At 58.6% G+C, this 20,137-nt stretch carries 17 protein-coding genes; 9 read left to right on the top strand and 8 right to left on the bottom strand.

Annotation, left to right across the window (positions count from 1 at the left end):
* Nucleotides 1-128 precede the first annotated feature (128 nt).
* The 7 genes from QRN46_RS16360 to QRN46_RS16390 form a co-directional block, all read right to left on the bottom strand.
* Complete coding sequence (locus tag QRN46_RS16360) at nt 129-1,514, bottom strand: GntP family permease (protein WP_221614639.1); 1,386 nt, start codon at nt 1,512-1,514, stop codon at nt 129-131.
* Nucleotides 1,515-1,810: 296 nt separating this feature from the next.
* Nucleotides 1,811-2,656, bottom strand: a complete 846-nt coding sequence (locus QRN46_RS16365; RefSeq protein WP_221614638.1) for an amidohydrolase family protein — start codon at nt 2,654-2,656, stop codon at nt 1,811-1,813.
* A 29-nt stretch (nt 2,657-2,685) separates the two neighbouring features.
* On the bottom strand, nt 2,686-3,975 hold the full coding sequence (locus QRN46_RS16370; protein WP_221614637.1) for an MFS transporter: 1,290 nt from the start codon (nt 3,973-3,975) through the stop codon (nt 2,686-2,688).
* 136 nt (nt 3,976-4,111) lie between these two features.
* Entirely contained in the window at nt 4,112-4,843 is a 732-nt protein-coding gene (locus tag QRN46_RS16375; protein ID WP_011334211.1) for a GntR family transcriptional regulator, read from the bottom strand.
* A 198-nt stretch (nt 4,844-5,041) separates the two neighbouring features.
* Nucleotides 5,042-6,415, bottom strand: a complete 1,374-nt coding sequence (locus QRN46_RS16380) for an LLM class flavin-dependent oxidoreductase (RefSeq protein ID WP_285355895.1) — start codon at nt 6,413-6,415, stop codon at nt 5,042-5,044.
* Between the two features lie 35 nt (nt 6,416-6,450).
* Nucleotides 6,451-7,296: an amino acid ABC transporter permease gene (locus tag QRN46_RS16385; protein WP_011334213.1), complete on the bottom strand. Its 846-nt coding sequence runs from the start codon at nt 7,294-7,296 to the stop codon at nt 6,451-6,453.
* Nucleotides 7,293-8,114 (bottom strand): ABC transporter substrate-binding protein, encoded by an 822-nt coding sequence (locus QRN46_RS16390; protein ID WP_285355898.1) that lies wholly within the window; start codon nt 8,112-8,114, stop codon nt 7,293-7,295. The genes QRN46_RS16385 and QRN46_RS16390 overlap by 4 nt, the downstream gene beginning before the upstream one ends.
* A 242-nt stretch (nt 8,115-8,356) precedes the next feature.
* Here QRN46_RS16390 and QRN46_RS16395 point away from each other — a divergent pair, with 242 nt between their 5' ends.
* Nucleotides 8,357-9,475, top strand: coding sequence for an SMP-30/gluconolactonase/LRE family protein (locus QRN46_RS16395; RefSeq protein WP_285355899.1), 1,119 nt, complete (start codon nt 8,357-8,359; stop codon nt 9,473-9,475).
* Nucleotides 9,476-9,594: 119 nt separating this feature from the next.
* Here the strand turns inward: QRN46_RS16395 and QRN46_RS16400 are convergent, their stop codons facing one another.
* Complete coding sequence (locus QRN46_RS16400) at nt 9,595-10,521, bottom strand: LysR family transcriptional regulator (RefSeq protein WP_011334216.1); 927 nt, start codon at nt 10,519-10,521, stop codon at nt 9,595-9,597.
* A gap of 191 nt (nt 10,522-10,712) precedes the next feature.
* Here QRN46_RS16400 and QRN46_RS16405 point away from each other — a divergent pair, with 191 nt between their 5' ends.
* From QRN46_RS16405 to tspO, 8 genes are all read left to right on the top strand, one after another.
* A complete protein-coding gene (locus QRN46_RS16405; protein ID WP_011334217.1) occupies nt 10,713-12,149 on the top strand; it encodes an NAD-dependent succinate-semialdehyde dehydrogenase in 1,437 nt (478 codons plus the stop codon).
* Between the two features lie 10 nt (nt 12,150-12,159).
* Nucleotides 12,160-12,498, top strand: a complete 339-nt coding sequence (locus QRN46_RS16410; RefSeq protein ID WP_011334218.1) for a carboxymuconolactone decarboxylase family protein — start codon at nt 12,160-12,162, stop codon at nt 12,496-12,498.
* Nucleotides 12,495-13,496: an NAD(P)H-quinone oxidoreductase gene (locus tag QRN46_RS16415; RefSeq protein WP_201818540.1), complete on the top strand. Its 1,002-nt coding sequence runs from the start codon at nt 12,495-12,497 to the stop codon at nt 13,494-13,496. The genes QRN46_RS16410 and QRN46_RS16415 overlap by 4 nt, the downstream gene beginning before the upstream one ends.
* A 101-nt stretch (nt 13,497-13,597) precedes the next feature.
* Nucleotides 13,598-13,759, top strand: coding sequence for a hypothetical protein (locus tag QRN46_RS16420; RefSeq protein WP_165369533.1), 162 nt, complete (start codon nt 13,598-13,600; stop codon nt 13,757-13,759).
* Between the two features lie 376 nt (nt 13,760-14,135).
* Nucleotides 14,136-14,678, top strand: coding sequence for a DUF3833 domain-containing protein (locus QRN46_RS16425; protein ID WP_285355905.1), 543 nt, complete (start codon nt 14,136-14,138; stop codon nt 14,676-14,678).
* 25 nt (nt 14,679-14,703) lie between these two features.
* Complete coding sequence (locus QRN46_RS16430) at nt 14,704-16,242, top strand: cryptochrome/photolyase family protein (protein ID WP_285355907.1); 1,539 nt, start codon at nt 14,704-14,706, stop codon at nt 16,240-16,242.
* A 163-nt stretch (nt 16,243-16,405) separates the two neighbouring features.
* Nucleotides 16,406-19,351 (top strand): PAS domain-containing hybrid sensor histidine kinase/response regulator, encoded by a 2,946-nt coding sequence (locus QRN46_RS16435; RefSeq protein ID WP_285355909.1) that lies wholly within the window; start codon nt 16,406-16,408, stop codon nt 19,349-19,351.
* A gap of 55 nt (nt 19,352-19,406) precedes the next feature.
* A complete protein-coding gene (gene tspO / locus QRN46_RS16440) occupies nt 19,407-19,865 on the top strand; it encodes a tryptophan-rich sensory protein TspO (RefSeq protein ID WP_285355911.1) in 459 nt (152 codons plus the stop codon).
* Nucleotides 19,866-20,137: the final 272 nt, after the last annotated feature.

Consider the following 20,137-nt stretch of genomic DNA (forward strand, 5'->3'; position numbering starts at 1 on the left):
TGCAGAGCGACTATTGATGAGACGAGCGGATCAACTGACCTGGGTGGAGTCAAAACCGGAGCGTACTCTATTTCCCACACTCGGCTAACACGCCCGGGCAGACTCACTACCTGCGAACAGATTCTGAATCAAGTCACTGTGACAACCGCATTCAACATCAACACCACAATCAAACCGACCACGGCTACGATGGATTGAACCACCGAAATGGTCTTGGTTGCTTCGCCCATCGTCATGCCGAAGGATTCCTTCACCATCCAGAAGCCCGCATGGTTCGCATAGTTGAAGAACAGCGAGCCGCAGCCGATGGACAAGGCAAGCAGAGGCAGGTTGAGGCCTGGATCAGCACCTGCAAGCGGCGCCAGCAAGCCAGCAGCACCAACGATACCTACAGTGGCTGAACCGGTAGATACCGAGAGCAGCATCGCAATCAACCAGCCCAGGATCAGCGGAGGGAACGCAGACTGTTGAGTCAGGTGCACAATGGCATCGCCCACCTTGGCGCTGGTCAGCAACTCCTGAAAGGCACCACCGCCGGCGATGATCATGATGATTGAAGCGATTGGCTTGAGACTCTTGCCCAGAGATTCGCGCAATTGCCCCGCATCGCCACCCCGCACGAGTACCAGACTCGCCCCTGCGAACAGAACGCCCAGAAGCATCGCTATCAGGGGATTGCCCAAGAAACTAGCCATCTTCAGGATCGCATTGCCCTTGGGTAATAGCATCTCAGCGACGGCATGAATCAGCATCAGGATCGCCGGTAGCAAGGCTGCCAGCACACCAAGGCACACGCTGGTGCTAGGTTGATCGTCGGCTTTTTCGGCGAGGGTGAACTGATCCAGCAAAACCTGATCCGGCCGAGTGCTCATACGCGGCGAAATGAATGCGCCATAAAGCGGGCCTCCTAAGATCATTGCAGGAATTGCCGCAAGGAAACCATAGAGCATTGTGGGCCCAACCGAGGTTTTGAGCGCAGCGATGGCCGTCAAGGGGCCAGGGTGCGGCGGTACCATCCCGTGCATGGCTGCAAGTGCCGCAATCACCGGAACACCTACATACACATACGCTGAACCTTTGAAGCGAGCCTGGCTTTCCAGCTTTCGCGCCACGCTGAAGATCAGCGGCAGCATGATCACCAGGCCCACCTCGAAAAACATGGGAATGCCAATTACAAATGCAACCATCATCATGGCCCAAGGAATCATCCGATCGGATGTTCGCTTGAGGATGACCTCGGCGATCTGCTCTGTGACGCCTGCGTCAGCAAGAATTTTGCCCAGCATCGCTCCAAGTGCGATGACGACCCCTACTGCCCCCAGTGTCTTTCCGGCGCCGGTCATCACGTGGGAGACGATGGCTTCCGGCTCCATACCGGTTGCAAAGCCAACGCCCACGGACACCACTAACAAGGCCAGGAGCGGGTGCATTTTGAGACGCGACACGATGAGCCCCACCAGCACCAGGACGCTCACCAATGCGGTCAGTAAGAGGTCTATATCTAAGGGAGTCATGAAAGGATCTCGGTTGGGCTGACGCTCAAACTGCAGTCAGATTTGAAAGAGAAGTTTGAAACCGTAACGCCTGTCGTTGCACGCGATAAACCAAACATCGTTTGGGTGCTTTCAACTTCGGCATTGGATGACGTGTCCATGGAATCTGCTCTGTTGTAATTGGAATTTGCTGCTACTGCACAGAACTTCTCGATGAGGCACGATAGGTTTTACTGCAACGTCGTACGTCGAACGTTCTGTAGGTATTCATTTAAATGGGTGAGATGAATGGACATCTGCGAATGCACGCGCAAGTCTCAGCTCTGGCCTTTTGCAAAACCGAATAACCTTCGAGGGACTTGTACCAGCAGCGAATCGCTAACCTGCGTCGAACACTCCAAGGCCTTTAACTGATCGACTACGGTGCGAAAACCGATGCTTTGCTCATGCTGCGTATGCGGCCAGTCGCTGCCCCACACCAACTGGCGAAGGCCAAAACTTTGTTCCAGCAGGGGTAATGCCATTCGAGCGAAATTGATGTTCTGTTGCGGCGTACCTCCCAAACGATAGATTCCCGATACTTTCATCCAGATCGAACCTTTCGACCCCAACTCCAGTAACTCGCAAAACCCGGGCTGATCGACGCCTGAATTGGCATCCGGCCGGCCGAAGTGATCGATCACCAACTTCAAACCGTACGGCGTCAATTGATGGATCAGCCCCGGCAGATCCTTTACCTCCCGATGCAACTCGACATGCCAGTCAAGATCAGCAATGTGGCTGAAAAACGCTCTCCAGGCACTGTTACGAAAATCAGGTAGCGCCTTACCCACCAGGTTCAAGCGGACGCCGACCACACCCAACTGATCCATCTCATTCAACATGACGCGACTGACGCCTGGCTCCAGCACCACGACCCCTCGCAACTGCTGTGGCGCCTGCCTCAACGCCGCCAACAAGTAGCTATTGTCGGTGCCTAGAAAGCTCGGTTGCACCAATACGCCATGACTCAGGCCATGAGCGTGCAAGTGCGTCAGATACTGCTCAAGCGTGGCGTCGTAATCAGGGGTATAGCGCCGTTCACCGATCAAATTCAGATCACGGCTGAACACATGAGCATGGGAGTCGATGCCAGTGATTGGTATAGAGCAGGTATCAGTCATAGCGTTCATCTAATAGAAGGTAATGGGCATCAGGCCCGCGCACTCTCGTTACCGTTGATCGTTACCGCCACAGATCTATTCGAAGCTTCGAGGCTGCGTCCACGGGTTTCCGGCAGACAAAGTGCCGCAATCACCGCAACGCCATAGGCAATCCCTGCGTCGATACCAATCGCAGATCCAAGGGACATGGAGTCGCTCATGTGACCGACGAGGAACGGGAACACCGCGGAAAGCACTCGGCCAAAGTTGTAGCAGAAGCCGACGCCGGCACCGCGCACGTCTGCCGGGTATAGCTCGTTGAATAACGCGCCAAGGCTTGCGGGAATACCGGCCGCAAAAAAGCCGAGCGGGAACCCCAGGAACAGCATCTGGGTATTGGTCAGCGGCAAGAACACATAACTCTGCACCGTGACGACACAGCAAAGCGCGAACAGGACGATGTTTTTGCGCCGGCCAATCCGATCGATCAAAAAGCCACTGACGACACATCCGCACCAGAACGCAAAAATGATCACCGCCAGGTAGCCACCAGAATTCAGTACGGACAGATTGCGCTCAGTCTTGAGAAACGTGGGCAGCCAGGTCATCACCGCGTGATAACCACCGTGCGCACCCAGCCCCAATAGACCGCCGAACAGCGTTACGCGGATCAAATCGGGGCGGAAGATGCCGGCCAGGGATTTGAAGAAACTTTGCGGGATGGCGTTTTCTTTTTGCAGACGCTGGAAGCTGTCGGGCTCCTCGACATTACGACGCACCCAGATAATCAGAAACGACGGTAGCAGCCCGACCAGGAACATCACGCGCCACGCCATGTCCTGCGGCACGAGGGAATAAATCAGTGTGAACACTCCGACCGCCAGCCCCCAACCCACGGCCCAGGCACTTTGTACGGTGCCCATCACTTTGCCGCGATACTGCGGATTGATGGTTTCGGCCATCAATACTGCACCCGCTGCCCACTCGCCGCCGATGCCGAAACCCTGGAGCGCCTTGACGATCAAGAGCTGGTTAAAACCGGTGACAAACGCGGAGAGAAAAGTAAAAAAGGAGAACCACACAATCATCCACTGCAGCGTACGCACCCGGCCGTAGCGGTCGGACAATGTCCCCCCTACCCAACCGCCGATAGCTGACGTGACCAGAGTCACTCCGCTGATCAACCCCGCATCGCCCTTGGTCAAGGCGAACGCGGCGATCAAAGCCGGAATCGCCAGGCCAAACATTTGTACTTCCAGTGCGTCGAGGGACCATCCGCCGAAGCAGGCCCAAAACGTTTTGCGCTCCCGAGGAGTGATTTGGCGATACCAGCTGAACATGATTCTTATCCTTATAGGCGGAACGTGAGGCAGCCGAGCGCGAACCGCGCCGCTTCGGGGCCAGTCATCTCAAACAAAACGATCAAACCAGCGGCGACCGACTCGCCGCTGAACGATCCGCTAACCAGGCACGGGGTTAGCGAATATCCACGCTGTAGCGAAAGTGTTCGGCATGCCCTCGGGAGCGGCGCCACTCCAGGGGCGTACCCGCGTAATCGCGCGCCAGACGCTCGATCACCACCACGGGGCTGCTGATCGGTACTTGCAGCAATCGCGCGTGCACCTCATTCACTGATTCAGCGGTGAGTGTTTCTTCGGCATAGGCGACGACCTGACCGCAAACCTCTTCGTAGATCGGATACAGCAGCGGCCCTTGGCGACTCAAGTCAATCTCCAGCAGCGGCTGGAAGCGGCTGCGCGGCAGCCAGATTTCTTCGGCGAGCACCGGCTGAACATCGAGCAGACGTACTCGGACAATGCGAATGACCGGCGCGTCAGGTGGCAGTCCTAGCGCCTGCGCCACCGCCGACGGCGCGATCATCGGTTCGATCGACAGGATGCGACTCTCGGGTACCTGACGTTCACCAGCAGCAGTCTGAAAACGGAAGAAACGGAATAACGAAGATTGAAATTGAGGCCGGCGAACGAAGGTGCCTCGACCTTGCTGACGCTCCAGAATGCCTTCACTGACCAGCGCGTCGACCGCTTTACGCACGGTACCGGTGGACAGCTGGTATTCCGCAGAAAGCGCGGCTTCGGTGGGAATGGCCTCCCCCGGGCGCCAGCGATTATTGGCAATCTGCTCAGCGAGGTGGTCACGCAAACGTTGGTAAAGCGGCAGGCGAACATCGCTGGAAAGAGAATTCATCGACTTTATTTACCTTGTTATCTAGTCATCTATATGAATTTTTGGTGAGTATTTCCTCCGACGACTTGACTGTCAAGAAGATGCACGGCCTCTTGCTGACGAATGGTGATCCATCGCCCGGCAAAGCCTACGTCAAGCAAGCTCTATGAGAGTCACTGCGCCCGCCACGACGCGTGACTCCCCCCTACCCTAAAGCGCCTAGTCGAAGCGGAACGAAGCCCCATAGGCCGACTCAGGCAGGTGACTGGAGCGGTCTTCCCGCAACCGCGAACGGAAAGTGCCACTCTGCGGTTGAGTCCGGTACAGCCCACGCTTTTGCAGTTCGGGAATCACCAGTTCGACAAAGTCCTCAAGGCTGCCTGGGCTGATCAACGGGTTGAGCATGTAGCCGCTGGTGCCGGAAATTCGCGCGTGCTCTTCGATGCGATCGGCGACTTGCTGCGGTGTTCCGACGAGAATCAGGTCGCTGCCACGGGTAACGCTGGCGAAGCGCTTTTTCACATCACCCGCCGTCAGCGGCTTGCCACTGCCATCGGGGCGCATGACGTATGAGGTCAGGCCTTCGGTGTGCGTCGATAGCGCATCGCTGTCGGCGTAGCGGCTGATGTCGATGCCGGTGTCGCCGGCGTAACTGACCAGTTGTGCCTGCAAGTGATAGTTGCTTTGCAGCTCGTCGTATTTGCGCTGGGCTTCGATTTCGGTTTTGGCCGTGACGATGCGCAATACCGTCAGCGATTTAACGTCTTCACGTTGACGCCCACGCGCCTGAGCCTGGGCCCAGATGTCTTCCAGGCCCTGACGGATTTCCTGCGGGTTGGATTTGGCGATGAAGATCAGTTCCGCATGCTTGGCGGCGAACTCTCGACCGCGTCCCGACCAGCCCGCCTGAATCAGCAACGGGGTGCGCTGCGGAGACGGAGCGGTCAGGTGCGGCCCGGCGACGCGATAGTGCGCACCCTCGTGATTGATCGGTCGCACCCGGTCGCCTCTGGCATACAGCTGGCGGGCCTTGTCGGCCACCACGGCGTCGTCGGCCCAACTGCCTTCCCAGAGTTTGTACACCACATCGAGAAACTCCTCGGCACGCTCATAGCGATCGTCATGCTTGATCATTTGCTCCAGCCCGAAATTGCGGGCGGCGCTGGAAAGGTAAGAGGTGACGATATTCCACCCCACTCGCCCATTGGTGAGGTGATCAAGCGTGCTGAAGCGCCGGGCGTGGGTAAACGGGTGCTCATAACTGGTGGTCACCGTGACACCAAACGCCAGGTTTTCCGTCACGGCCGCCAACGCCGGAATGATCATCAACGGATCGTTGGCCGGTGCCTCCACCGCCCATTTCACTGCCGCATCGGCGTTGCCACCCAGCACATCGTAGAAGCCCAGCACATCACCAAAGAACAACATATCGAGGTGCGCCTGATCGGCAATCCGCGCCAGGTTTGACCAGTAGCCCAGCGAATTGATCGCCAGGCGTTCGTCAGCCGGGTGCGTCCACAGACTCGGCGCACCGCCGCACCCGACGCTGGCTTGTTCATAAAGTGCAAACAGCAGAGGTTTAGGATCGGACATCTGGGTTCCTGCAAGAGATCATTTAACGGAATGGCTCAGCGCTGATGCTTGAAGCCTCTGCCGTAATGGCGTTCGAGGCGATGCTGGATCAGTTCGAGACCGATGGATAACAGCCAATAGATGGCGGCTGCGGTGGTCAGCATTTCAATGTAACGGTAGGACGAACGCCCGTACGACTGCGCCAGAAACATCACTTCCCAGACCCCCATGACCGAAATCAGGGAAGAATCCTTGAGCATCGAGATGAACTGGCTGGTGGTCGGCGGAATGATCGTGCGCATGGCTTGCGGCAGGATGATATGGATGAACGTCGCGGCCGGTCTCAGGCCCAGTGCGGCTGCTGCTTCGCGCTGACCAGGGGCAACCGCGAGAATGCCGGCACGAAAAATCTCACTCAGATAAGCCCCGTAGTTGAGCGACAGCGCGATGATCCCGGCGCTGATTGCACCCGGCACCACGCCCAACTGCGGCAGCCCCAGATAGATCAACAGGATCTGGATCAACAGCGGCGTGCCGCGAAAGAACGAGGCGTAGAAGCTGGCGATACCAAACGCCACGGCACTGCTCGACAGCCTGGCCAGCGCGGTGACAAAGCCCAGCAATAACGAAAACCAGATCGAGCAGAAACACAGGAATATCGTCAGCGCAGCGCCCTGCAAGAACCCGTTCGGGCCCAGATGCAGGCCGACCAGGTTGGGCCACTTCTCCAGAATGATCGAAAACTTCAGATCGAAGCGCATGAAAAACCACACGCCCAGACCCGACAGCGCCGCCCACGTCAGATACAGGCGCGTGCGAAAGCCGAACAGCTGACGTGTCAGTGGCGGCTGCTTTTGCGGGGTAACAGCCGCTTTGGCCGGATGCGGGTTAATGGCTGTCATTGGCTGATATCAGAACCGATCCACTTGCGGGATATTTTGCTCAGCGTGCCGTCAGTCTTGAGTTGTGCGATGACTTCGGTGACTTTCGCATTCCATTGCGGATCGCCTTTTTCGACCGCCACGACGTTCGGTTCGGCATACAGTGGATCTCCGGCAATCTTGAAGCGCGGATCCTGAGTGATGCGTTCACGCGCGGTGATCAGGTTGGTGACCATGGCATCCAGGCGCACGCCGGTACCCAGTGCGAGATCCTGGAAGGCAACGGTTTCGTTGTCGTAAGGGGCGATCTGGACATTGTCGAACGGATAGCTCAACGGTTTGTCCTCGGCCCCTTCAATGACCAGATCCTTGTTCAGATAGGCCTCATAAGTCGACGCACTGATCACACCGACTTTTTTGCCGGACAAGTCCTTGCCAGTGGCAATCTCCTTGTCCTTTGCATTGACCACGATCACCGCCGGCGACTGGTAATACTCCACGGGGAAGTCGAACACTTCGGCCCGCGCCTTGCTCGGTGTCATCGAGCACACGCAGATGTCATATCGACCGTTCCAGTGCCCCGCGGCAATCACGTCCCAGGAAGGCGTTTCAAGTTTCAGCTTGACCCCAAGGCGCTCGGCCACTGCTTTAGCGACATCCACATCAAAGCCGTCGAGCTGGTTCTGGTCATTGAGAAAAGAGAACGGCGGGTAACTCTCCATCAGGACACCGGTGAGTTCACCTTTTTGCGTCACGCGATCAAGGGTGGGCCCCGCGAATGCTGCAGAGCAACTGACGGCGAGCGCCAGGCCAAGTGTCAAATGTGTCGGGATCTTCAAGTGCGAATGCTCCAATCAGGAAAAACCTGATTAGATTAAAACGCACTATAAAATTAATATGAACTTCGTTTTGGGAATAAAAAGCTGCGCTTGGGCTATATGGAATCCTGGCCCTCAGCCTTAACCGACGCGCCTCCAACGCCAAGTCCTGTCGGGGTTGGAAAATGATTAACTTGTACGATGTCCTATCACAGGATATTACTAAGTCTCCTCAAAAAAAATAAAACCACGGAGATCGCTACATGGACTCATCCCTGGCCGCCAAGCCTGAAAGCCTCGAACAGGTAAAGGGCAATACCCGCCGCAGCTTCCTGAAAAAATCCCTCGCTGTTTCTGCCACTCTCGCCACCGGCAGCACCTTGCTGCCCAGTCTCGCTGAAGCCGCCGAACCGTTGAGTCAACGCTACCCGGATCCCCTGATTCACATCCTCGACGACAGCTTCCTCGACTTGCGTATTTTCAACGCCAGTGTGGAAAAACTTGCCACCGGCATGCGCTGGGCCGAAGGACCGGTCTGGATCGGCGATGGCCGCTATTTGCTGGTCAGCGACATCCCCAATAATCGCATCATGCGCTGGGATGAAATCACCGAGACCTTCACCGTCTACCGTGAGCACTCGAACTTCTCCAACGGGATGTGCCGGGATCGCCAAGGGCGGCTTATCGTCTGCGAAGGCTCTACCACCACCAGCGAAGGCCGCCGCATCACGCGCACCGAATACAACGGCACGACCACCGTGCTGGCCGACAGCTTCGAGGGCAAGCCCTTCAACTCGCCCAACGACATCGTCTGCAAAAGTGACGGATCGATCTGGTTTACCGATCCGCCATTCCAGACCGGCAACAACTACGAAGGCCACAAAATCACCCCGAGCCAACCCCACGCCGTTTACCGCATCGACGGTGAGAGCAGAAAGGTCACTCGGGTCATCGACGACCTGAACGGCCCCAATGGTCTGTGCTTTTCTCCCGACGAGAAGACCCTGTATGTCGTCGAAGGCCGCGCCAAACCCAATCGCTTGATCTGGGCAATTGCCGTGAAGGACGACGGCACACTGGGCGAGCGCCGCAAGCACATCGAGGGGCTGGACTATGCGGCAATCGACGGTATCAAGTGCGACGAAACGGGCAACCTGTGGTGCGGCTGGGGCGGCAATGGAGATCCCAGGGCCGACCTGGAAAAACTCGACGGCGTGCGGGTTTTCAATCCACAGGGCAAGGCCATCGGCCATATTTCGCTGCCAGAGCGCTGCCCGAACCTGTGCTTCGGGGGGCGCGAAGGGAACAGGCTGTTCATGGCAAGCAGTCACTCGATCTACTCGCTTTTTGTGAATACTCGCGGGACTACGTTTGCATTGTGAGCACGCCGTTGTGCTCTTGATCGCTTGCTGAGTCTCGAAACACTATCTTGCCGCGCAACCGGGGATGCGCGGCATTCAATCCTTGCAGTCCCCTGCCTCACCGATGCGGCCTGGGGCTTTCAATCGATAAGTGCCTGAGCCGTTGCTGCCAGCTGACTCCCCACACGGTCCTTCAAACTGTCGATAAAGCGTGTGATCTTGGCATCGACGAACTGTCGAGACGTGTAGACCGCATACACGTTTCGCTCATACGTATGGTAGTCAGGCAGAACCCGAACCAGTTGGCCAGAGCGAAAATCATCGATAGCGGTAAATCCAGCCAGCAAGCCGATACCGGCCCCTTGCCGAATGGCGACCGCCATCGCGTCCATGTCATTCACGCTGAAGCTCGGTCCGGTGGGAACGAAGGTCGCGTCACCTGCTTTGCTCTTGAGCTGCCACTCATCCCGCACATAGTCCACCGTTCCGAGCAGCAAGCATTGATGAGCGCTGAGTTCGTCAGGCGTGGTCGGGGTTCCGTGTCGTTCCAGATAGTCGGGCGACGCGGCCAGAACGCAATGACTGACGCCGATCTTCTGACTGACATACGCTGAATCCGGCAGCGTACGGGCAATCAGGATCGAGACATCCAACTGGTCCTCGAGCAGGTTGGGCATGCGTTGCGAGAGCATCAGATCCACGGTGACGTCCGGAAATTCATTGCGGTACGCCAGCACTGCGCCGGTCACCAGGTGCCGAGCAAGTCCAGGTACGCAGTGCACGCGCAAGGTTCCCCTGGGCTTCAAGGCTGCATTGCTCGCTTCTGCTTCTGCACTTTCCAGGTCAGCCAGGATCTTGATGCATCGCTCGTAGAACCGACGACCCGCGTCGGTCACCGAAAGACGTCGGGTAGATCGTTGCAACAGACGCGCATCGAGCACATTTTCAAGTGCCGAGACGGCGCGCGAGACATTGCCGACAGTGGAGTCCAGATGGTTCGCAACGGCCGTGAAACTGCCCATCTCGACCACTTTTACGTACACCGACATATTTGAAAGTTTATCCATCCTGATCGTCCTTCAGACCTGCAATCCGCTTGAGACAAGTGCGGATGCTACACCCTCCCCCGGCCCCCCGATATTACCTCTGGGGACAACAATGATTCCCTCGTGGCCAGCTAAATCAAGCGACTTACCTTCCATAGACTTGGCTTCACGGAGCGCTTGCCCGTCCCTGACAACCAACCAAAGGCCACACCATGAACAACTCCTACGATCAGCTTTATCTTTTCATCGGTGGTGAATGGATCGATGCGCAAGGTCGCTCTACGGCAGCCGTCGTCAACCCTGCGACCGGGCGTGAAATCGGACGTGTTCCCCTCGCCACTGCCGGCGACCTTGACCGCGCCCTGGAAGTGTCCCGAGTGGGCTTCGAACAATGGCGGCAAACGGTGCCGGACCAGCGCGCGAAAATCCTCAAACGCGCCGCCGATCTGATCCTGGAACGAGCCCCGCACATTGCAGCGCAGATGACCCTGGAAGAAGGCAAGCCACTGAGCGAAAGCATGGATGAAGTGGTGCGAGCCGCAGAGTATTTCGAATGGTTCGCCGAAAGCGCTCGGCGCATCGACGGCCGTGTTGTACCTGCCAACCGCCCCGGTGTACTGCAACTGGTCAAACGCCAGGCCATTGGCCCGGTCGCAGCTTTCACGCCGTGGAATTTTCCGGCTATCACGCCTGCACGCAAACTGTCGGCGGCCCTGGCGGCGGGTTGCAGCGTGATTCTCAAACCCGGAGAAGAAAGTCCCTCCACCGCGCTGGCCCTGGCACGGGCGCTGGACGACGCAGGCCTGCCCAAAGGCGTGCTGCAGGTGGTCTTCGGCGTACCGGATCAGGTGTCCAGCCAGCTCATTGCGTCTGCGATCATCCGCAAGGTGACGTTCACCGGCTCGGTGCCCATTGGACGGCTATTGTCGGCCCGCGCCGCCGAGGGCGTGAAACCCATCACCCTGGAACTGGGAGGCCACGGCCCGGTGTTGGTATTCGCCGACGCTGATGTTGAGAAAGCCGCAGTAGAGGGGGTCGCAAACCGCTTTCGCGGTACCGGCCAGGTGTGCATCTCGTCGACCCGGTTCATCGTTCAGCGTGGCGCCTATCAAGCGTTTGTCGATCACTTTGTCACGGCCACCAAAGCCCTGAAAATCGGCGACGGCTTCGATCCACAGACTCAGGTCGGACCGCTCGCCAACCCAAGGCAGTTGGTCAAGATGGAGCAATTGATAGCCGATGCCGTCGAGAAAGGCGCACGGGTCTTGGTCGGTGGCGAGGCGCTTCCCGGAGACGGCTTTTTCTTCCAGCCCACCGTTTTGGCAGACGTGCCCATGAACGCCCGCATCATGCACGAAGAACCTTTCGGCCCCATCGCCGTGTTGATGCCTTTCGACGAGCTGGCCGACGGCCTGCAAGAAGCGAATCGATTGCCGTATGGCCTTTCGGCCTACGCGTTCACTTCCAATGCACGAACAGCCATCGACGTGGCCGACGGACTGGAAGCCGGAATGATCGGGATAAACCAGTACCGCATCGTCGCCACCGAGCTTCCGTTCGGCGGCATGAAAGAAAGTGGTCACGGCTCCGAAGGCGGCGTTGAAGGCATCGAGCACTACCTCACCCACAAATTCATCAGCCAGGTTTAAGGGAGCTCCCATGTCCACGATCAATTTCAGCAGTCCTCGCGAAGCGGCCCGGGCGTTCACACCCAAGCTGTCGGATTTCGTCGACGCAACGCTTTATCCGCAAATCTGGGCCGATCCTGGATTGTCACTTCGCGACCGCAGCCTGATTACCGTCGCTGCATTGATTGCCGGGGGGCACTCAGAAGAATTGCCCGCTCACTTGCGCCGGGCAATCACCAACGGCGTCAGCCTGGACGAAATTGCCGCAGCGATTACCCACCTGGCGTTTTATGTGGGCTTTCCCGGCGCCATCACTGCATCGGCCATCGCCAATGCCACGTTTTCCGACTCGGAGAAGAACCCGCAATGAAAGCGATCAACATCAGAGAATTCGGCGCCGCAGATGTCCTGGAGCTCGTCGATGCGCCCGACCCCGAAGTCCGCCCCACCGACCTTCTGGTGCGGGTTTACGCCGCTGGCGTGAACCGTGCCGACCTGACCCATCGCACCGGTGGTTATGGGCATCCGAATTTCGGTGACTCGCTGATCATCGGACTGGAGATCGCTGGCGAGGTGATCGAGACAGGCAGCGAAGTGACCGGCTACGCCGCAGGAGACCGAGTGATGGGCGTCGTTGGTGGTGGCGCCTATGCCGAACTGGCGCGCATCGACTACCGCATGGCCATGCCGATCCCCGCGCAGCTGGATTATGTACACGCAGCGGCTATCCCGGAGGTGTTCGTCACCGCCCATGAAGCGATGATGCACCTGGCTCGCCTCAAGTCCGGCGACTCGGTGTTGATTCATGCGGCGGCCGGCGGTGTCGGCTCCGCCGCCGTGCAACTGGCCTACGCCACCGGCGCCACCGTGTATGCCACCACAGAGGGCAGCAAGTTATCGCGTGTCGAACATCTGGGGGCTGACGTCGCGATTGACTACAAGACCCAGGACTTCGCCCAAGTCATTGCCGACAAGACCGAGGGTCGAGGGGTCGATGTGGTCATCGACTTCATCGGCCAACCCTACTTCGCACGCAACATTGCCTCGCTTGCTCACGGTGGCCGACTGGTGCAGGTCGGGATTCTGGGCGGTGGCGGCCAGGTAAGCGTGGAGCTCGAACACATCCTCTATCGGCATCTGCAAATCATCGGCACGGTAATGAAATCCCGCACCCAACCGGAAAAGCACGCCATGATCCAGCGCTTCCGTGAGCATTGGCTCGATCGCTTCGACGGCGCAGGGAGCCTGGAACCGGTGGTGGACAGCACATTTGCGCTCGCGCGGGCTGCCGATGCTCACCGGCGAATGGAGTCGTCAGGGAATGTCGGAAAAATCATCCTGACCATGCGTCCGGAGGATTCGCCGTAACACACCCGAAGCGTTCAAGGATGAACATTCATTCATCGAAAACAGGGTTCGATGCGTCTAGTCTGCGGGTTACGACATAGTGACTACAGGAGTAACCCACCATGTTCTCGCACGAAAGCATCCCGCTGATCATCCTTTTCACCATCCTGCTGCTCGGCGTACTCACCGCCGTCCTTCATCCCGTGCATGCGTTCTACAGTTGGCTCCAGAGGCGCAGGGAAAGATCCGCTGCCGAGGCTGCGAGCGAGGCGGATTCGCACTGATGTGCATGACTGGCCCGGAGTAATCCGGGCCTTTTTCCGCCTGCTGGCGACAGCACCGCAAACCACAGTGAACACTATTCGCGCCCTCTCCCCGCTACCCAGGCAAGCCTTCAGCTTGTGATGTCGGTTCTGCGCATTTGCGCGAAAAAATTGCCGCTTGATTGTCAGGTGGCTTTTTTCCGCCTATCTTGAACAAAACCTATACAGAATTACCATCTTCGTACAATTATTTTGGGTACTGATCCGCCATGCCGCGCAAACCTGGCGCGGAAAAACGAAATTAGACGGCCGCAACCCTGTACGCGCGCTTCATGGCGTACAAGAAAGCATTTCCAGCGCGGTCCCTCGACCCCCTCTGCCATCAGGGAGTAAAGCAATGACTCGATTAGTGCTGTTACTGACACTGATACTCAGCATCGCAAGCTGCACCAACGTGGATGTCACTCGCTATGCCGATCAACAACCGGCGCTCGATCTGCAGCGTTTTTTCAGCCAGCCCGTCAAGGCCTGGGGGATGTTTCAGAAGCGCGGCGGCGAAGTGACCAAGCGTTTCGAAGTCAACATTGTCAGCCGCCGCGAAGGCAACAACCTGATTCTCGACGAGCGCTTCCTGTACAGCGATGGCACCCGCCAACACCGTGTATGGACATTGACGCCCGAGGGCCAGGGACGCTGGAGCGGCCGCGCCGGTGATGTCGTAGGGGTTGCCCAAGGCCAGGTGGCGGGCAACACACTTCACTGGCGTTATCGGCTGAACGTACCGGTCGACGACTCGACCTATGAAATGAGCATGGACGACTGGATGTACTTGATGGACGAGGACACGTTGATCAACCGCACCAGCATGTCCAAGTTCGGGGTCGAAGTCGGTCAGGTGACTTTGTTCTTCCGTCGCCAGGGCGCCGAATCAAGCCAATGAACCGTAAAACGCAGAGCTCCATTGAATGAACGTTACCCGCCGCTTGTGTCTGGTACTGGGCGACCAGTTGTCCTTCGACCTGGCTTCCTTACAGGCACTCGATGCCGAGCGCGACACGGTGTTGCTGGTTGAAGTCATGGAAGAAGCCAGCCATGTGCCCCACCATCCACAAAAGATTGCCCTGATCTTCAGCGCCATGCGCCATTTCGCCCAGGCGTTGCGGGATCAGGGTACGCGGGTTGAATACGTGACCCTGGATGATCCGGATAACAGCGGTTCGGTGCCCGGTGAGCTGAAACGCTGGCAAGCGTTGTTACAGGCCGAGCAAGTGCACATCACCGAGTGTGGCGACTGGCGACTGGAGCACTCGATCAACGAATGCGGTTTGCCCATCCACTGGCACGCCGATACGCGTTTTCTGTGCAGTCGCGAAGAATTTGCCGCATGGGCCGAGGGCAAGAAACAGCTGCGCATGGAGTTTTTCTACCGTGAGATGCGTCGCAAGAGCCGCTTGCTGCTCAATGGTGACGGCTCGCCAGTGGGCGGCGCGTGGAACTTCGATGCCGAGAATCGCAAGGCCCTGCCCAAGGGCGTCAAAGCGCCCTACCCGGCACGCTTCAAAAACGACGCCATCACCCGCGATGTACTGGCACTGGTCAAGGCGCGCTTCAGCCAGCACTACGGCGCGCTCGATGACTTCAACTATCCCGTCACCCATGCCGATGCGCAGGCACTCTGGGCGTATTTTCTTGATTATGGCCTGGCGGGGTTTGGCGATTACCAGGACGCCATGGCCAGTGACGAGCCGTTCCTGTTTCATGCGCGCATCAGTGCGGCGCTCAACATCGGCCTGCTGGATCTGCGCCAGCTGTGCAGCGATGTGGAGTCGGCGTACTGGGCCGGCAGCGTTGCGCTCAATGCCGCCGAAGGCTTCATTAGGCAGCTGATTGGCTGGCGTGAATATGTGCGCGGCGTGTACTGGCTGAAGATGCCGGATTACGCGCATGGCAACTCGTTCGGCAACACCCGGGCATTGCCCGAGTTCTACTGGACGGGTGACACCCAGATGAACTGCATGCGCCACGCCATCGGGCAAAGCTTGCAACACGCCTACGCGCATCACATTCAGCGACTGATGGTCACCGGCAACTTCGCCCTGCTCGCCGGTATCGCGCCGAGTCAGATCTGCGAGTGGTATCTGGCGATCTACATGGACGCCTTCGACTGGGTCGAGCTGCCCAACACGCTGGGCATGGTCATGCACGCCGATGGCGGTTATCTCGGTTCCAAACCCTATTGCGCCAGCGGCCAGTACATCAATCGCATGTCCGATTACTGCCGCGGTTGCGCGTACAAGGTCAGCGAAAGCACGGCGGACAATGCCTGTCCGTTCAATGCGCTGTATTGGCATTTCCTGATGCGCCACGGTGAACTGCTGCGCGGCAATCAGCGCATGAGCATGATGTACAGGAACCTCGACCGCATGCCGGAAACCAAACAACAGGCACTCTGGCAACGCGGCCAGGCACTGTTGGCGCGCCTGGATAACGGCGAATCGTTTTGAAATCAGTGTTCGCCCAAAACGACCTTGCTCCATCAGTGAAACTTAACGACGAAGCAACCTGTCAACGGATCAGCAGCCACAACGCTTCCCGATATTGACGGCACCTGTCGGGCATGCCCGACCCTCTGAATCGGCCCCTGAAAAATTCAACCAAGAAGGCGAGATGGACACCCTCAAACACCTTAGTCGCGAAGCGCTCGAGTCCGAGGTCAAGCGATTACGCGCCGCCTTGCAGAGCACTGTAGCCGACGATGAGCGCGACATCACGGCGCGACTGCACGCCAGTCAGGCCGCGCTCGCTCGTAGTGAGGCGCGGCAGCGCGCGGTTTTCGAGAGTGCAGTGGATTTCGCGATGGTCGTCACTGACCTCGGCGGATACATCACGGAATGGAACTGCGGCGCAACCAATGTGCTGGGCTGGTCCGCCGAAGAGGTTCGCGGCCAGAGCGCGGCCTGCTTTTTCACACCTGAGGACCGCGCCGCCGGCCGGGTCGAACAGGAAATGCAGCGCGCCCTTGTCGAAGGCCGTGCCTACGATGAGCGATGGCATTTGCGCAAGGACGGCGAGCGATTCTGGGCCTCTGGCGAGCTGATGCCGCTCTACGATGAAGACCAGACTCATTTGGGCTTCGTGAAAATTCTCCGCGACCGTACTCAGGAGCATCTGTACGGGCGCGCCATAATCGAAACCAAGGAACGCTATCGACTGGCCGTCATGGCCACCAGTGATGCGGTGTGGGACTGGGACCTGCAAACCAACCAGATCATCTGGAACCAGGCGTTGCAACAGGCGTACGGTTTCGCGCTGGAGAACGTTGATCCCAGTGGCGACTGGCGGTTCGCGCGGATCCATCCTCAGGATCAGGCGCGGGTGCAGGCATCGATCCACGCCGCCATCGAGGGCGACGGCACGACATGGAGTGCGGAGTATCGGTTCTGCTGTCAGGACGGTTCCTATGCCGAGGTGCTCGATCGCGGGCACTTGATCCGCAATCAATCCGGCCAGGCCGAACGCATGATCGGCGCGATGCTTGACCTCACGCGCTCGCGCAGTGCCGAAACGGCGTTGCGCCGGAGTGAAGAGCGTTTCAGTACCATTCTGGAAACCATCGAGTCGGCGTTTGCCATCGTCAAAGTCAAATTCGACGCCAACGACGAGCCTGTCGACTACTACTTCGTCGAGGCCAACCCGGCGTTCGAGCGCCAGTGCGGGGTCAACCTGCGCGGTAAATGGGTGACCGAATTCGCGCCCAATCTGGAACGCTTCTGGTTCGAAACCTACGGCCACGTGGCCAAGACCGGGGAGCCGGCGAATTTCGAGAACTACGCCAATACCTTCGAGCGCTGGTTCGATGTGCGCGCGGTGCGGGTCGGTGACCCGGCCGACCGGCAGATCGCGATCCTGTTCAACGACGTCACCGAGCGGCGCGCGGCAGAAGACCGCTTGCGAGCCAGTGAGGCGATCGCCCGGGAAAACGTCGAGCGCGTGCAACTGGCGCTCGCGGCCGGCGCCATTATCGGCACCTGGCACTGGGATTTGCTGACCGACCGTTTTGCCATCGACGAAGGCTTTGCCCAGGTGTTCAATCTCGACCCGGCACTGGGGCGTGAAGGCCTAAGCCTCGAACAAGTGATCACCAGCGTGCACCCCGACGACCGCGATAGCCTGACCACGGCAATCGACGAAGCCATTAGTCGTGGAGGCGCTTATTCCCATCAGTACCGTGTACGGCGCGAGGACGGCAGATACCAGTGGATCGAGGCGAACGGGCGTGTTGAATGTGCAGAGGACGCAACGCCGCTGCGCTTTCCCGGCGTGCTGATTGATGTCGAGGAGCGCCGCACCGTCGAGGCGGAGCGCGACCGGGCTATTGCCGCGTTGCGTTCGCTCAACGACACCCTCGAACAACGGGTGTCATCGCGCACCGCCGAGTTGATGCAGGCAGAGGAGAAACTGCGTCAATCGCAGAAGATGGAAGCGGTCGGCCAACTGACGGGAGGCCTCGCTCACGATTTCAACAACTTGCTGGCCGGCATTTCCGGCGCGCTGGAGTTGATGGGTGCGCGGATCAATCAGGGCCGCTTGAACGAAGTCGACAAGTACATGGTGACTGCACAAGGCGCGGTCAAGCGTGCCGCCGCCCTCACCCACCGCCTGCTGGCCTTCTCCAGACGCCAGACCCTCGATCCGCGGCCCACCGACGTCAACACGCTGATGACCGGCATGACTGAACTGATCCAGCGCACGGTGGGCCCGAGCATTCTCTTGGAAACCATCGGCTCGCCGGTGCTCTGGCCGACACTGGTCGATGCCAGTCAACTGGAAAACGCCCTGCTCAACCTGTGTATCAACGCCCGCGATGCAATGCCCGACGGCGGACGCATCACCATCGAGACCGCCAATCGCATCATGGATGCCGAGACCGCCGGCGCGCTGGACATGCCCGAGGGCGAGTATGTGTGTCTGTGTGTCACCGATACCGGCACCGGCATGTCGGCCGATGTCATCGCCAAGGCCTTCGACCCGTTCTTTACCACCAAACCGCTAGGCCAGGGCACCGGGCTGGGGTTGTCGATGATCTACGGGTTCGCCAAGCAATCCGGCGGCCAGGTGCGCGTGCACTCGCAGGTCGACCGGGGCACCACGATGTGCATCTACCTGCCTCGTCACCGTGGCGATCCCGTGCAGAGCCACGATGACAAGCACATCGCACCGGCGGTGGTGCCCAAGGCCAGCGAGACCATTCTGGTGGTCGACGATGAACCCACCGTGCGCGCCTTGTTGACCGAAGTGCTCGGCGATCTCGGCTACAACCTGCTTGAGGCGGGCGACAGCGTTGCCGGACTGAAGGTGTTGCAATCGAACGTGCGCATCGACCTGCTGATCACCGATGTCGGCCTGCCGGGTGGCATGAACGGCCGGCAGCTGGCGGATGCCGGCCGGGAGATCCGCCCGAACCTGACCACGCTCTTCATTACCGGATATGCGGAGAACGCAGTGATCGGCGCCGGTCAACTTGGCCCTGGCATGCAGGTGCTGACCAAGCCCTTCGCGGTCGACACACTGGTAGCGCGGGTCAGTGAATTGATGTGCTCAAGATCGGAATGAACGACCGCTGCGGCGGAGTAACCGAGGCAGACTGGCTGCGGCCAAGGAGTAAGAAATGGTGACTTTCCTGATTTTCCTGATCGCTTGCGGTGCGGCGGCCACCACCGGCATGGTTTTCCAGCCCGGCCAATGGTACGCGCAGCTCAACAAACCGAAGTTCACGCCACCCAACTGGGTGTTTCCGGTGGCGTGGACGACGATCTACCTGCTGCTGGCCTGGGTTGGCTACCGCTTGACCCTGATTCCCGGCAGCGAACAGGTGCTGGCATTGTGGGCGGCGCAGATTGCGCTGAACACGCTGTGGACGCCGGTGTTCTTCGGCGCGCAGCGGATCGTTGCCGCGATGATCATTCTCGTGCTGTTGTGGTTGGTCGTCGCAGCGATGGTGATCCTGGCCTTGCGCCTGGACGTGATCACCGGATTGATCCTGTTTCCCTATCTGGCCTGGCTGTGTGTCGCCGTGGCGCTGAATTTCTCGATCATGCGCAATAATCGGGCGGGTTACGGCTCATGATAAGACCCATCTATAACAAAACCGGTCATAACCCCTGTTCCACTCGAGCCGATGGTCGATTAGTTATCGCGCCGGACGACTTATTGAGTACAGGCTTTATAACAGCACCCAATATTGGGGACAGTTTCTGATCTAAATGAAAGCCGCGACCATAGTAGGCAGAAAAAGTTTCTTCCTTTCAGACAAAAGGGAAAACCATTAAAAAACAACGATTTGAATCTTGGCAAAATCATTACTGGATGGATGGCGTGTTTTTTGACTGGTAACGTTTG

Source organism: Pseudomonas sp. lyk4-R2A-10 (assembly GCF_030209075.1).
Lineage (GTDB): Bacteria > Pseudomonadota > Gammaproteobacteria > Pseudomonadales > Pseudomonadaceae > Aquipseudomonas > Aquipseudomonas glycinae.